Source organism: Paenibacillus sp. G2S3 (assembly GCF_030123105.1).
Lineage (GTDB): Bacteria > Bacillota > Bacilli > Paenibacillales > Paenibacillaceae > Paenibacillus_AQ.
This window is the reverse complement of record NZ_CP126095.1, coordinates 2999836-3014588: the sequence shown is the minus strand read 5'-3', so window position 1 is coordinate 3014588 and position 14753 is coordinate 2999836. Positions and strand designations below refer to the sequence as shown.

The window sequence follows — 14753 nt, the reverse complement described above, 5'->3', positions numbered from 1 at the left end:
GAATAGCTGCACGTATACTTAACCAGAAACGGACGAGATGATTATCTGCAATATCCAGTGATAACCAAGCCACTTCATCCGCATGGATACGCGCCCCCATTCTGCAGCAAGTGTTGTTTTGCCAAAGCCTGCAGAAGCAGCAATAAGCGTCACCTTTGCACGATTTTCATCCATAAATTTGGACATTAATCTTGTGCGTTGAACATAATAGGATGCTTGCTTTGGGATAGTGACACGTGAGGCAATGATTGATTGTTGAGAATAAGTTAACGCGATTGGGGGCTGAGAGGGAGAATTCATGGGATCCTTCCTTTGTATATGTCTTAGTTATTCCCAAAGTAAGAGGCGGCTTCAATGTTTTAATTTTTAGACTTTGGTAATTATTAACATAACATTCTAGCAAGCTGACGTCCATTACATAAAAAAAACTGCCTATTGGCAGCTTTCTTCTTAATATATTCTGTAACATAGCCAAATGGCGGTTCCCACAGCTATCATACCTGCAAGGGTTACAAATAGGACATACCCTCTCTTTGTTGTAGTGACCGCGTGATTATCATAGAACTCAGGTTTTCGTACAATTCCAAACCATAGATCCGCGATTAAACTAACGACCACTAAAGAGAAATTTTTAATCAAGCCCACGTCATCACTCCTTTTCAACTTTAGCTAACCAAGTTTATTATTAATTTCACTTAACGTCTCATTCATTTCGTCCATTTTCTTGAACATCGCATATTGATTGCTAATCATCATAATTAAACCAATAAAGAACAAAATCACAAGAAGTAAACCCATACTACACTTCCTTTCAGTAGCTGAATTCATTCTTTCTGAACATTCAAGCTTCGAGCAAACCCTGACCTCCATGACGGGTACAGTGGACTCCATCCATAATCCATTCGAGCTTTCGTATTGGAGGCTCCGCGTTCCCATCCTTCTCTGCCCTCTTGAACAATAGGAGCAGGAGCACCTATAGCTTCTGAATAGATTGTTAACCAATCTATTCCTTTAGCAGGCTCATCGTCTACGATGTTCACAGGGCCTGATGGCCAGTTCAGAGCAAGCACCGCCGCGTTAGCTGCATCCTCCACATGAAGGAAAGACATAACTGCATCAGTCGCTGTCGCTCTCCCTTGACGAATTTCCTCGGCCATAAAGCCATTCGTGTCATACCAAGTCCCTTGACCGTACAACATACCATATCGCAGGATCACATGATTTGGGATCTCGGCAACTGCCTTCTCTAGTAAACATATACCTTCAATCGTTCTTTTCCGTGGCTCTGAAGCCTTCACATCTAATGGAGTTTTCTCCGTAGCTGGCTCCTCTCCAGCTTCATATGCCCATGAGATACTTTGTGCAATCATTTGTTCCACGCCAATTGCAAGAGAAGCATCCACAATATTTCGTGTTCCTTCTATTCTTATCCTAGAATTATCTGAGAAATTCCGCTGACTTAGTGAAGTTAGCTGATGGATAACCACTTCTGGCTGTGCTTTGTGAATGGATGCAAATATGGCCTCACGATCGAAGACATCCGCGATTACCGCTTGTGCTCCACAGTTCTCAATAAATGCTCTATTTTCTTCCTTATGGGTCAGTCCGATAACCTCATGCCCGGCTTCTAGTAACTTGGGTAGTAATAGTCGTCCAATTACACCCGCTGCACCAGCTACAAATATCTTCATCTAAGCCCTCCTTTAGAACAGCTCCTAAAGCATAAACATTGCTATCTATCAGAAAAAACTGCCCTGGTATCTACTTTATTCATTTTCCGTTATCTCTAAAATACCTATTAATAATTTGGTTTATTATCCATATCATACCATATACATAATAAAGACTGCACCTCATAGCTTAACGCTAGGAGGTGCAGTCTTTATATATTTTTTATATTAGAAGTAGCTTGAATAACATAATTAAACTTTATCGCGGTTGTAGACTTCAGCCGTTCGGTCTGCTCTGTTAGCCATCGAATTACCTAGTCGAGTGTCTTCGTTATAGACACCTTCGTAACGCTGAGCATTTAGTGAGCGATTGTCTCGGAACACATCATGCGCTTGATACCCTCGTCCATTATCCTCAACAAGCACAAGGATCTTGCCACTTTCAACGTATCCTTCGTACTCTTTTGCCTCATCCTCAGGAATGCCAAGACCGATCAAGCCGCCAACTAAGCCACCTGCACCTGCACCAACGGCTACTCCTGTTAACGTTGCCACAATAGGTCCCGCTGCCAGAATAGGACCAATCCCCGGTATTGCGAGCGCTCCGATACCTGCTAGCAGTCCGGTAACACCACCCAATACGCCGCCTGTAGCTGCACCTGTTGCAACACCTTCGGGAGCTTTTGTGCCTGTATCATCCGAAATATGTCTTAGCTCATCGCGATCACGTGTGATTACTGATATTTCATCATTACTGAACCCTTGATTGTGAAGTCCTTCAATTGCTCTGGTTGCTTCTTGTTCTGTATCAAAGATACCTACGATTTTTTTAGTCACTTGAAGCCCTCCTTAGTAATTGTCTTCGCTAGTTAATTACCCTGTAAGCTGAAGACAAAACATCTAATTAAAATTTCAAGTGCACGAAGGACCCTGTTATTTCTTGGGACGTGTTCGATTGGTCGGAATAGCTTGCAAAGGGTCGTCTGGCCAATAGTGCTTAGGATACCGTCCTTTTAGATCCTTTTTAACCTCAAAATAAGTGCCACGCCAAAAGCTTGCAAGGTCAGAAGTCACCTGCATGGGTCTTCTTGCCGGTGACAAAAGATGAAGCAAGACAGGTACCTTTCCCCCACCAATTCTAGGGGTGTCTATCTGTCCAAACATCTCTTGTAATCGTACCGCGAGTACGGGAGCAGCTGGATTAGCATAGTCCACGGGCACACGCGAACCACTAGGAACTGTTATATGTGTCGGTGCTTCCTGTTCAAGAATCTGTCGCTGATTCCAGTCCAGCAACCCCTCAAGCGCACGAGATAACGGGATTCGCTGAAGGTCGCGCAAGTTACGCATAACGTGAATATAAGGTAATAGCCATTCATCAAGCGTCTCAATTAATGCTTCATCAGAGACATCCGGCCAATCCGAACGTAAGGCGTGCATAAACATTAGCCGCTCACGAAGCTGCAGCGTTCCCTTTTCCCACGGTAAGATATTAATCCCATCTACTGCGATTACACTTAGCAGTACTTTCGCTGTTTCTTCCGCGGAGGGTCTTTCATGTGACGTTTCTTTTAAGACAAGAGCGTCAAGCATCGTTCGGCGGCGTTTCTTCACACTTCCACTTTCTTTATCCCAATACACGTCAGAATCCTCAGTGATGCGATCCACATGATATTTAAGCAGTTGTCCTTCTTCTAGCTCAGCTGCCAGCAAGATTGCACCTTGTGTGGCTCGATCGTCAACGGAAGCAGCCACAATATAAGCGGAACGTGCCAGCGGCTGCCCTTCCCGCATGGCCACGCCACGACCGGCGGATAGCAGAAACGCGCCATCGCCGCGTTTCTGCCCAATACGGTCGGGATAGGCGAACGACAGAAGCAGCCCGCAGAGGCTGATGTCGTTTACGGTCTCGCCCGGCGCTGCTTGCAGCTGCGCCAGGAAATTGCGGCTCTCGCGCACCACCGCGCGCAGAGCCGCAGGGTCCGCTCCGCCCGTATCGGCGGAGCGCTCGAACCGGAGCAGCGCCTCTACGCGGAGCGTGAGGTCGCAATCTAGTGCCGCGGGACCCTTGAAAGGTCCCGCTCTTGCAGCAGCGCCGCCAGCCGGCAGGCGAGCGGTGCTGCGCCAAGCTCTGCCGCGCGCAGCAGCATATGCGCGGCTCGCGGGTGCGCGCCAAGCGCGGCCATGCTGCGGCCGTGCGGCGTGATAGCGCCGGCGGCGTCCAGCGCGCCGAGCTGGCGCAGCAGCGCGGTGCCCTGCGCATAAGGCGCAGCGGGCGGCGCGTCAAGCCAAGCCAGCGCGGCAGGATCGCGCACGCCCCACAGCGCCAGCTCCAAAGCGAGCTGTGCTAAGTCAGTCTCCATAATCTCCGGCACATTGTCATCCGGAAGGCGATGATGTTCTTCCTGACTCCACAGCCTGTAGCATACGCCTGGAGCTGTCCGCCCGGCTCGTCCTCGCCGCTGATCGGCCGAGGCTTTCGATACCGGAACCGTCGTAAGACTAGGCATTCCTGTACGTGGTGAGAAGATCTGCGTACGACGCAGCCCTGTATCAATTACCGTTCGCACGCCCTCGATCGTCAAGCTTGTCTCCGCAATGGAGGTCGCTAGCACGACTTTGCGTTCACCCTTTATGGAAGGAGCCACTGCAGCATCCTGCATAGCCTGTGGTAATTGTCCATACAAAAGTCGCAGCACGACCCCATCAGGTAGTTTTCCTTGCTCCAACTCATTTTGGGTTCTGCGAATCTCCCGTTCACCCGGTAAGAATACAAGTACATCTCCCGGCTGTTCAGCAAGCGCACGTCTCACTGCGGCTGTGGCCGATTTTTCTATCGGAAGATTCCCTGTAGTTGGGGCATAGATGGTTTCCACCGGATAGGTTCGCCCCGGACAATCAACTACTGGCGCATCGCCCAACATAGCCGAGACCCGTTCACTATCCAGTGTTGCTGACATAATCAGAATCCGAAGATCATCACGCAGCACTGCCTGCGCTTCCAGCGCCAGAGCAAGTCCCAGATCCGCATGAAGACTACGCTCATGGAACTCATCAAAAATAATTAGACCCACATCCCCTAGCGATGGATCACTCTGAAGCATCCTCGTTAAGACACCTTCAGTCACTACAACAATTCGTGTATTCTTACCTACCTTAGTGTCGTTCCGCATCCGATAACCTACCGTTTGTCCAACACTTTCTCCAAGATTGGACGCCATGTAAGTTGCAGCTGATCTAGCGGCAAGTCTTCTAGGCTCAAGCATAAGAATACTTTTACCAGCCATCCATGGCTCGTCCAGAAATGCTGGAGGCGTTCCTGTTGTTTTGCCCGCTCCAGGTTCTGCGATCAGAATAGCCGCCCGCGATGAGCGAAGTATGTTTTTCAGGTCTGGAAGTACCTGTATAATTGGAAGCTGTTTCATTGTATCTCTCCATCGTTTGTAATAATATGTTATGATTTCCTTTGATGTGGTCTAAACCCTATTTATCATGTGCGAAAAAACTTCAAAGATCAAGACAAACTATACATATCATTTTACCCTTTCAAGTATAACCGCCTTTGGTGTCCCTATAAGGACGGTTAACATTTATACGAGAAATATAAAGATATAATATTTAGGTTGAAACTTATACTTTCATATTTTTTTAAAAAAGGAGACTTGCTAAGATGCTCTTAAAAAAGCCACTATTTCAGATTTATCTATGCTCAGTAAGATCGACGGTATGGTCATTGGCAGCGAAATTCGTAAACCTAAAATCGAACAATATATTCTAAATGAACAATGTGTTGTAGCAACGATTAACAATGAGCCTGTCGGTTTTGCTTATTACGATACCACTTTTTTGAATGCTGTTTTATTCAGCTCGTAATTGTGAACCCCAATTTTAGACGGCTCGGAATTGCCGGTGCACTTATTCGTTACATTGAAGAACATTCTCCAACCCCCAAGCTGTTTACCTCCACTAATGAATCCAATACGATCATGCAGCAGGTCTGTCTTTCTTTAGGTTTTGTAAGGAGTGGAATCATTGAGAATTTAGATGATGGCGATCCAGAATGGGTATATTTCAAGCAAGTAAGATGAAAATACGCTTGTGAAGCATTGCATGTAAAAGGCAGCTCTTTCGTCTGAATCGACTTAGAGATGCCTTTTTATATTACACTATTTATACGTATGTCTACACGAAAGGACATTAGTTAGCGTTATTCTTCTTCCTTAATCATCTGTTCGTGTATTTGCATACTGTATTGTATAAAAGCAGGGTTACTATCTAAGCCTCGTTCACGCAGCAGCTCTTGCAGACGCAGCCTTTTCAAAGACAACTTTGCCCGGATTGCCTTGCCTTCACTAGTTTCAGTACCTCCGCTGTTGTGACATGCTGCAAGGAACCCTTCGAGGGTAACACATTCCGCACGCAAAGATACTTCCTCAGGCACTAGCCCGGAGTTCTTCATGATTTTGAAAGACATTCGCAATTCTTCTGGCACACCTGATAAATCCTCGAGCTCCAGCGGCTTGCCATGCCCAGGTAAATCTTGAAATTCCCCATTACGCATAGACTCCTGAATCCGCTGCTCCACCAGCCAGGACATCATTCCCATATACGCAGCCTCCTTCACCAATGCCACTCCCTATGATCTTCCTCGCCAAAGCAAAAGTATGGTAAGCAGAATTGCGTCTATTTTAGCATAAAAACTGTCTATATACACCAAGGTACCGCAATGTACTCTTATAAAAAGCGATGCTTCTCCGCTCTATGAATTCTCCTCGCCACCGTAAATCAACCGGACTCAGGAGCCCTTATTTCGCAAATTCAGGCCTTTTTTCTATGCTATCGGACTCAGTTGCAGCTATTTACTCAAATCCACTCTACTTTTGATAGAAAATGTGGCGATAAGTGCTATGCGGTCCGATACCGTTAAAATAAGCACCAAAAACTCGTAATAGCTGCAATACAGTCCGAAGCGTCTGCGCATCCTCGGCGTCATAGAAACGTCAGCACATACTCGCCAACGTGAATCAACCGGACTCAGGAGCCCTTATTTCGTAAATTCAGGCCTTTTTCTATGCTATCGGACTCAGTTGCAGCTATTTACTCAAATCCACTCTACTTTTGAAAGAAACTGTGGCGATAAGTGCTATGCGGTCCGATACCGTTAACATAAGCACCAAAAACTCGTAATAGCTGCAATACAGTCCGAAGCGTCTGCGCATCCTCGGCGTCATAGAAACGTCAGCACATACTCGCCAACGTGAATCAACCGGACTCAGGAGCCCTTATTTCGTAAATTCAGGCCTTTTTCTATGCTATCGGACTCAGTTGCAGCTATTTACTCAAATCCACTCTACTTTTGAAAGAAACTGTGGCGATAAGTGCTATGCGGTCCGATACCGTTAACATAAGCACCAAAACTCGTAATAGCTGCAATACAGTCCGAAGCGTCTGCGCATACTCGGCGTCATAGAAACGTCAGTACATCCTCGCCAACGTGAATCATTCGGACTCATGAGCCCTTATTTCGCAAATTCAGGCCATTTTGCTATGCTATCGGACTCAGTTGCAGCTATTTACTCAAATCCACTCTACTTTTGATAGAAAATGTGGCAATAAGAGCTATGCAGTCCAATACCGTTAAAGTAAGCACCAAAAACTCGTAATAGCTGCAATACAGTCCGAAACGTCTGCGCATACTCGGCGTCATCACCGTAAATCGCTCAGGACTCAGCAACCCCTATTCCCAAATTCAGTTCATTCTGCTACACCATCATTCTCTGCACCCTGTCCGCAACATAGTACAGACGCCTAACCAAACCATACAATAGTTTTTTTTCATACGAACAATTGTTATACTCGTTCTAATAAGCCTCAACTCAATAAAAAAAAGGACTACAACAGTAGTCCAAAGGAGAAATATAACATGATAGCTAACATCAAAAAAGCAGATGATCATTATGTCGCTCGTTTCGAACGTCAATTAAAACATTCCGCATCTGAAATCTGGTCCTTTTTGACAGAAAATGAGAAGCTGGCTTTATGGTTCACTGAATTACGTGTTGAAGACCTGCGTGAAGGTGGATTAATCAAGTTTGATATGCAAAACGGAACCTTTGAGGAAATGACGATTACCGCCCTGCAACATGAATCTGTTCTTGAATTTACGTGGGCTGAAGATTCCGTTCGCTTTGAGCTATATCCTAATTCAAAAGGCTGCTTACTCGTCTTGAATGAAACGCTCCAAACGTTCACTCCGCACACACCCCGAGATTTAGCTGGCTGGCATGTATGTCTGGACGTGATCCAGCATCTTCTGGATGGTACGACACTGGAGTCACGTGAGGCTGAATGGAACGTTTGGTACGAGCAATACCGCGAAGCGATCTCTAAATTAGGATAATAAGGACTCCGCACCGTCAATCACGATTTGTGCACCTGTAATATGAATAGATTCATCGGATGCTAGAAAAGCAACGAGATCGGCAACATTATCCGGCTTGCCCGGTCCGTCCGCCAAGGGCTGCGCACCATCGGGAAATTCAATTGGAATGACAATTGCTTCTACTTCCTCGCTCATTTCAGTTGTTTCATCTATATTAGTAGCAATCGCTCCTGGGCATACCACATTCACTCGAATCTTAAACTTAGCTAGCTCAAGTGCAGCCATTTTGGCAAAAGCCACCTGTCCAGCTTTGGTAGTGCTATAAGTAGACCACCCAAAGCTGGCAAATCTAGTGTTCCCATTGATGGAGCTAGTGATGATAATGCTGCCTTTCCCTTTATCCTTCAAATAAGGGATCGTATATTTCAAGGTCAAAAAGGTCCCCGTCAAGTTCACCGACATCGTACGCTCCCAATCACTCAAGCTAAGTTCCTCTATAGGTCCCACCGCACCATTAATTCCCGCGTTAGCGAATACTACATCTAAGCCACCGAATTGTTCGACGGTTCTGCGAACGGCTTCCTCCATGCCTTTTTCATCCGAAGTATCTACCTCAATGGCCAATGCACAATCTTTGCGAAACTTGTTCAGCTTATCCGCCAAAGATGAGGTACGTTCAAGATTCAAATCAAAAAGCGCTACATTAGCACCTTCCCTCGCCAGCTTAATAGCAGTGGCCCGACCAATTCCTGAGCCCGCTCCTGTTATAATTGTAGTTTTTCCAATAAATCTTTGTTTCTTAGCTATGTTTGGACTCATATGTAATCTCTCCCTTAAGATCTCTTAGTGATGTACTATGGATCAAGATTACCCAAATACATGCATACTGGAATCATCTTCACAAAAAAACTCCCCGTTCAAAAGCTTGAACTGAGAGTTTCATCTAGATCTATCCATTTAATTGTCCAGCTTCCGCACATCCACTTTCACGGTCAGAGTGCCTGCTCCACCACGATATACACCTTTTACAGGTACAATATCTTTGTAGTCCCGTCCGTGACCTAACTTAATATAACGCCAATTGACCTCAACATTATTGGTCGGATCGAAACCAAGCCAACCTGTACCCGGAATGTGAGTCTCCACCCAAGCATGTGAGGCTTGCTCAAAATTAGCATTACTCCCTTGCAGATCACCTACAAAATGATATCCACTTACATATCTGGACGGCAGACCGACGCTACGGCAGACAGCGATCATTAGATGAGCATAATCCTGACATACACCACGTTTGAGCTTCAGTGCTTTTTTTACCGTAGTATTTACACTTGTAGCCTCAGGGTCATAGGTGAACTGTTCATATATCGTTGCAGATAACTTGAGAATCCATTCATACATATCCTCCGTTTCATTAAAAGGATACTGTGAAGCAAACTCCACTAATTCAGGCGTCACCTCGGTATAACGGGTCGGCAAAATAAACTCAATATAACGGTTCTGGAATTTCTCATCATTTAACAATTTAACTTGTTCTGCAAGGGATGTTCTCGGTAGATCCATTCCCTGAGCCTTATCCAACGTTACTACAGTAGCTTTAGTATGAATGACCATCTCCGTGTGCGGCTTATTGACCGAATAGGCATGGACCCGATTCCCGAAGAAATCCTCATAGGTTAATAGATTGGCTGGCGGATAAATATCCACTTCATGGTGATAACAGGATTGGCGATAATTCGTGCGCGGCGTGAGTCTGATCTCATTGACACTGTCCGTAACCGGCTCTGGATAGCTGTATGTGGTGGTATGATTGATTTGAATCTTCATACAGACACTCCTTCTCGCCGAAAAAAGGCGCCCTCCATTGTTTTTCCAAGCTTTTGACAGGATATCACCAGCGATTTAAGCACATCTTCCACCAGCTCGCCGGACATTTCTTCTTTTTCCATGTAATCCAGCTCCGCTTTAAGCTTACCTGCTTGACGAATGACCTTCTCATGGCCTGAGCCTTTTTCTGAGGAATCCAGTTCAAGCTTTGCTAAATGCTCCTCCAACTGATGAAAAGAAAACCGGATCGATCGAGGGAATTTGGGATTCGCAATCAAGAAATCTAAAATGCTCTCCGGAGACATAGCATCTGCATAATAACGGCGAAACGCCTGGTACCCACTAACGGATTTAAGCACCGCCTGCAACTGAGTATAAACCGCGTTAAGCTCCTTAAATCGGCATGAGGCAATAACCGCCTGTAAGATACGAGTTGTATTCTCTGCTCGCTCTAGAAACCGTCCACTCTCAATGAAATGCCATTCATTCCCCCTAAGCATTACCGACTGCTCAGCTCCGAGAAACATGGCTGTACGCTCCTTGACCTGCTGATAGAACTGATGTGGGCCGCTCATAATATCTGCAACAGATCGCTCACCAAGCCATAGGTTGAAGCTGTTTACAACATCCCATAATTCACTTGGAAGCTGCTGACGGAGGGTGCGCAGATTATTTCTAGCATGATGTACACAGGAGAACAATGAATTAGAATTGCCTAAATCAAGTGTGATGAAAGATAGCACATCCTGCTCGGAAAAGGTTTCGAACTGCTGTATATATTCACCACGAACGCCTAGCGCATCGATCAGCCTTGACCATTTATGTCCTTCTTCATGAAAATCCTCTTCCTGCTGGATATGATAATGAACATTGATTAGCCGTGCATGATTCTCTGCCCTTTCAATATATCTGCCGATCCAGAACAAAGCTTCAGCATTTCGATTCAGCATCTCCAGCAACTCCCTTATTTAATAAATTGATGCTGCATTTTGTTAATCATCAACAAGCCTCACTAGGTTGTATCAAGCCATCAAGCCATGACCCAAGTATCTTTTACGCCACCACCTTGCGAGGAATTGACGACCAATGACCCTTCTTTCATGGCTACCCGTGTCAATCCTCCAGGTATAACATGCGGCTTCCGGTCAGCACCCATTAACACAAACGCCCGAAGATCGATATGTCTAGGCGCCATAGTCCCACCAGACAATACCGGTGCTCTGGACAGAGACATAATAGGCTGTGCAATATAGCGTTCCGGATCTGCGATAATCTTCATTCGGAATTCAGCGAGTTCTTCTTTCGTAGCTTCGCTTCCGATCAACATTCCATATCCCCCTGATAATGAAGTCTCCTTAACAACCATTTCAGATAGGTTCTCAAGGACATATAAACGTTCGTCAGGTCTGCCTAGCAAATAGGTCGGGACATTCCCAAGAATCGGTTCTTCATTCAGATAATAACGAATCATATCCGGTACATAGACATACATCGCTTTATCATCTGCAACACCAGTCCCCGGAGCATTAGCAATCGCCACATTCCCTGCCCGATACGCATTCATCAGACCTGCTACCCCTAGAAGTGAATCTGGCTGAAAAGCTAACGGATCGATGAAATCATCATCCAAACGTCGATACAGCACATCTACACGGCGAAGTCCGTTCATTTCTTTCAAATATATTTTGTGATCTTTTGCAACCAAATCTCGACCTTCAACCAAATGTATTCCCATCTGTTGTGCTAGAAAAGCATGCTCATAATAAGCAGAATTGTATTCCCCAGGTGTAAGGAGTGCTATAACCGGATCTGACTTTCGTGAGGGTGATAAACTACGTAGAACGGATAAGAAGCGATTCAAGCTATGATCAACATCTCGGATGGAGCTAGCAAAGGACAATTCAGGAAATAGCTGATTCATAAGGGTTCTGCCTTTAAAAAGATATGAAAAACCTGAAGGCGTTCGTAGATTATCTTCAAGCACATAATATTGCCCATCATGATGGCGGATGAGATCGATTCCCGAAGTTGTGATATAGGCTCCACCAGGCACCCTTAGACCCGCCATTTCTGGCCGGAAATAACAGTTGGAAATAATCATACGCCTTGGGACTATTCCATCCTTTACGATGTACTGCTCATGGTAGATATCATGAATGAACAAATTCAAAGCCGTGATACGCTGAATAATTCCAGCCTCTAGCCTCTCCCATTCATTCTTAGGAATAATGCGTGGAATCATATCGAAGGGGATCGTTCGCTCCATAGGATGATCCTGAGCCGGATTGTAAAGCGTAAATGTAATTCCTTCCTCCATCATCCTGCGCTGCATCAAATTCTGCTTACCCTGCAGCTCTTCGGAGCTCATTCCGGAAAACATGCGATTCACATGTCTGTAGTGCGGCCGGACATTTCTCTTGTCTGCATACATTTCATCGAAAAAATGTTGCAGCGGATACGGAGACAGACCTGGCAGAGGATCTAATTTGGACATGAGCCCGACTCCTTTCGATAAATGTTATCTTTACTAACAATCCATACTTTTATTTCTGAAAATATCCATGAAATTATTGTTTTGTATTCCCATAATACGTAAATTCTATTGCCGATGTCAATATATATAACAGAGAAATGTGATCTCTGAATATTTACGAGTTTTGGAATCGCTTCCTTTCTCTCTTATATAGGTAGCCGGAGCTGAAATGTAGTTTCTTCATTGAATTGTATGCTGGAGTAGTGACAAGCATTACTATTATGAATTTTTCATATATTGTATTTTTAATATAGTTTCCTGAGTATGTGAATTCTTTGAGTATGGTATAATTTGGTGCGATGGGAGAGTGAAATATGGAGCACAAATATACTATGTCAATAGAGCAGGAAGAGGCTAGGCGGAATCACATTTATTAATTATTCGGCTTGTCAGAAGCTGGTTCGATGAAGGTAGCACTTAGTCGTGTAGGTTGTCGTCATTTAATAAGAGTACTTTCATTTAATGAGATGTTCTCTGCTGGGCCGCTGTGTAAATTACATAATGATGAAGGGTTTCATGCCCGTGAGTTATGGTTTCAGGAACGATTTCCGGATCAGGGTTATCATCTCAATCCCCAGCATAAACTGGAAGCCATGATTCAAACCTTAAAAGAAATTCCTGAGGATAAAAAAATCACTATTGGTGCGGAGACAACTCCCATGATCAGACAGGTTTACGATTTGCACTTTCTGTTCTTAGTGAGAGGAAGCAACCTATTCATGTTATAAATCCAATCGAAGCTTATTGGGAAATTCCCGGGATTGCCGAACAATTTAGTATTGGCTTAACTCCTCAGTCCCTAGGTCAGCTCCCAAACGAAGCTGTGCAAACTCTTATTAAAAACACCGAAATTACGCAACCCCTTACCTCCGTACAAAGAAAACAGTATGAACTGGAGTGGCAAAAAATCAGCAGCACCAAGGAGATGCTTCGAGTCTGGTCTAATGGTCAGCTGACGAATGTTCCTGAAACATACTATGACGAAGACATTCTATCCTTAATTCTGCAAATACAAAAGAATGAGGAAGGAAATCATTACGTAAATGCTGGACTTATTGTAGGTACAATGATAGGACAGTGGAATTTATTTATCAGTACTTCGTTTATAGAATATCGCTTCTGGAGGCTAATTAGTGAGGGGAAACTGTTATTTAAAGGGATACCTTACGCGATGCATTTATACTTTTTAAGAATCCCTTAGAGGTTACTACATCAATAACTAACAAGCATTTTATAAAAAAGGAATGCCCTCATAAACTAAATATAGCTTCGAGGACATTCCTTGTAAATATGACTTCTTAATAATCATTTGTTGGTCTTGATTATACTTACTCTTCCGATTCTTCTGACTCTTCTTCCTCGGCAATCAATCCCGCAAAAAGAGCATGCACGAACTGCTGAGAATCAAATGGCTGCAAGTCTTCCATCTTTTCTCCGAGCCCTACGAGCTTCACCGGTAAGTTCATTTCCTGACGAATGGCTACCACAATTCCGCCTTTAGCTGTTCCATCCAGCTTCGTCAAGACTAGACCTGTTACCCCACTCTTTTCACCAAATAGCTTGGCTTGAGTTAGCGCATTTTGACCTGTAGTTGCATCTAGCACCATCAGTACTTCATGCGGAGCACTAGGAATTTCTCTTTGAATGACACGGAAAATCTTGTTGAGCTCTTCCATCAGATTGCTCTTATTCTGAAGTCTACCTGCGGTATCACAAATCAAGATATCCACATTCCGCTGCTTAGCCGCTTGTACAGCATCGAACATAACAGCCGCTGGGTCAGAGCCTGCTTGTTGCTTGATTACGTCTACACCTGCACGTTGACCCCAAACTTCGAGCTGTTCAATCGCTCCGGCACGAAACGTATCCCCTGCGGCCAAAAGAACTTTTTTACCCTCTTGTTTGTAACGATGCGCAAGCTTACCGATTGTAGTCGTCTTGCCTACACCATTTACCCCAACGAACAAGATAACGGTAATCCCGTTCGGGTTCTCCTTCAGGCTGTTATCATCATCGCCGCGCAGCAATTCCATGAGCATACGGGACAAAATGGGTTGCAGCTCAGCTGCATCTTCAATTCGCTTTTGCTTCACTTCGGCGCGTAGATCCTCCACAAGTGTCATTACTGTATTAACACCTACGTCCGCACCAATCAAGATTTCTTCCAGCTCTTCGTAGAACTCTTCATCTATTTTTTTACGGCGGATAATCAGGTCTGCTACCTTCTCGACAAAGCCTTTACGGGTTTTCTCTAATCCGTCGCGGAATTGTTTGGTTACACTTTCCGTTTTGCCGGAAATACTTTCTTTTAACTTCCTGAAAAAGCTCATTTGTTTCCTCCTAA

At 44.8% G+C, this 14753-nt stretch carries 14 protein-coding genes and 2 pseudogenes; 5 read left to right on the top strand and 11 right to left on the bottom strand.

Translation table 11 applies throughout. The features are described from left to right. Positions 1-18 precede the first annotated feature (18 nt). The 5 genes and pseudogenes from QNH28_RS13135 to hrpB all read right to left on the bottom strand — a co-directional run bounded on the left by QNH28_RS13135 (position 19) and on the right by hrpB (position 5095). On the bottom strand, positions 19-300 hold the full coding sequence (locus tag QNH28_RS13135; RefSeq protein WP_283911733.1) for a hypothetical protein: 282 nt from the start codon (positions 298-300) through the stop codon (positions 19-21). Between the two features lie 369 nt (positions 301-669). After that, entirely contained in the window at positions 670-798 is a 129-nt protein-coding gene (locus tag QNH28_RS13130) for a hypothetical protein (protein WP_283911732.1), read from the bottom strand. A gap of 26 nt (positions 799-824) precedes the next feature. Beyond that, on the bottom strand, positions 825-1691 hold the full coding sequence (locus QNH28_RS13125) for an NAD-dependent epimerase/dehydratase family protein (RefSeq protein WP_283911731.1): 867 nt from the start codon (positions 1689-1691) through the stop codon (positions 825-827). A gap of 231 nt (positions 1692-1922) precedes the next feature. Then, the gene (locus QNH28_RS13120) at positions 1923-2507 is read right to left on the bottom strand and encodes a general stress protein (RefSeq protein WP_283911730.1); all 585 of its coding nucleotides are present in this window, start codon (positions 2505-2507) and stop codon (positions 1923-1925) included. A 96-nt stretch (positions 2508-2603) separates the two neighbouring features. Continuing rightward, positions 2604-5095, bottom strand: a pseudogene (hrpB, locus tag QNH28_RS13115) (ATP-dependent helicase HrpB). A 280-nt stretch (positions 5096-5375) separates the two neighbouring features. On the opposite strand from hrpB, the gene QNH28_RS13110 reads away from it, so the two are divergent. Together QNH28_RS13110 and QNH28_RS13105 are read left to right on the top strand one after the other, a co-directional pair. Then, positions 5376-5543, top strand: coding sequence for a hypothetical protein (locus tag QNH28_RS13110; protein ID WP_283911729.1), 168 nt, complete (start codon positions 5376-5378; stop codon positions 5541-5543). Between the two features lie 2 nt (positions 5544-5545). Beyond that, positions 5546-5758 (top strand): GNAT family N-acetyltransferase, encoded by a 213-nt coding sequence (locus QNH28_RS13105; protein ID WP_283911728.1) that lies wholly within the window; start codon positions 5546-5548, stop codon positions 5756-5758. Positions 5759-5877: 119 nt separating this feature from the next. Here QNH28_RS13105 and QNH28_RS13100 read toward each other — a convergent pair whose 3' ends face one another. Beyond that, positions 5878-6276, bottom strand: a complete 399-nt coding sequence (locus QNH28_RS13100; RefSeq protein WP_283911727.1) for a DnaJ family domain-containing protein — start codon at positions 6274-6276, stop codon at positions 5878-5880. 1317 nt (positions 6277-7593) lie between these two features. Here QNH28_RS13100 and QNH28_RS13095 point away from each other — a divergent pair. Next, on the top strand, positions 7594-8070 hold the full coding sequence (locus QNH28_RS13095) for an SRPBCC family protein (RefSeq protein WP_283911726.1): 477 nt from the start codon (positions 7594-7596) through the stop codon (positions 8068-8070). On the opposite strand, the gene QNH28_RS13090 is transcribed toward QNH28_RS13095, so the two are convergent. The 4 genes from QNH28_RS13090 to QNH28_RS13075 all read right to left on the bottom strand — a co-directional run bounded on the left by QNH28_RS13090 (position 8062) and on the right by QNH28_RS13075 (position 12370). Continuing rightward, entirely contained in the window at positions 8062-8871 is an 810-nt protein-coding gene (locus QNH28_RS13090; RefSeq protein WP_283911725.1) for an SDR family oxidoreductase, read from the bottom strand. The two genes, QNH28_RS13095 and QNH28_RS13090, sit on opposite strands and share 9 nt — an antisense overlap. A gap of 138 nt (positions 8872-9009) precedes the next feature. Then, positions 9010-9876 (bottom strand): transglutaminase family protein, encoded by an 867-nt coding sequence (locus QNH28_RS13085; protein WP_283911724.1) that lies wholly within the window; start codon positions 9874-9876, stop codon positions 9010-9012. Further along, complete coding sequence (locus QNH28_RS13080; protein ID WP_283911723.1) at positions 9873-10826, bottom strand: alpha-E domain-containing protein; 954 nt, start codon at positions 10824-10826, stop codon at positions 9873-9875. Before QNH28_RS13080 ends, QNH28_RS13085 begins: the two co-directional genes overlap by 4 nt. A gap of 80 nt (positions 10827-10906) precedes the next feature. Further along, the gene (locus tag QNH28_RS13075) at positions 10907-12370 is read right to left on the bottom strand and encodes a circularly permuted type 2 ATP-grasp protein (RefSeq protein WP_042127226.1); all 1464 of its coding nucleotides are present in this window, start codon (positions 12368-12370) and stop codon (positions 10907-10909) included. Positions 12371-12813: 443 nt separating this feature from the next. Here QNH28_RS13075 and QNH28_RS13070 point away from each other — a divergent pair. Next, positions 12814-13079: pseudogene (locus tag QNH28_RS13070) on the top strand (DUF1835 domain-containing protein); the annotation flags it as partial. Positions 13080-13232: 153 nt separating this feature from the next. Beyond that, the gene (locus QNH28_RS13065; protein WP_283911721.1) at positions 13233-13610 is read left to right on the top strand and encodes a DUF3658 domain-containing protein; all 378 of its coding nucleotides are present in this window, start codon (positions 13233-13235) and stop codon (positions 13608-13610) included. Between the two features lie 127 nt (positions 13611-13737). Here QNH28_RS13065 and ftsY read toward each other — a convergent pair whose 3' ends face one another. Beyond that, positions 13738-14739: a signal recognition particle-docking protein FtsY gene (ftsY, locus tag QNH28_RS13060; RefSeq protein ID WP_283911720.1), complete on the bottom strand. Its 1002-nt coding sequence runs from the start codon at positions 14737-14739 to the stop codon at positions 13738-13740. Between the last annotated feature and the right edge of the window lie 14 nt (positions 14740-14753).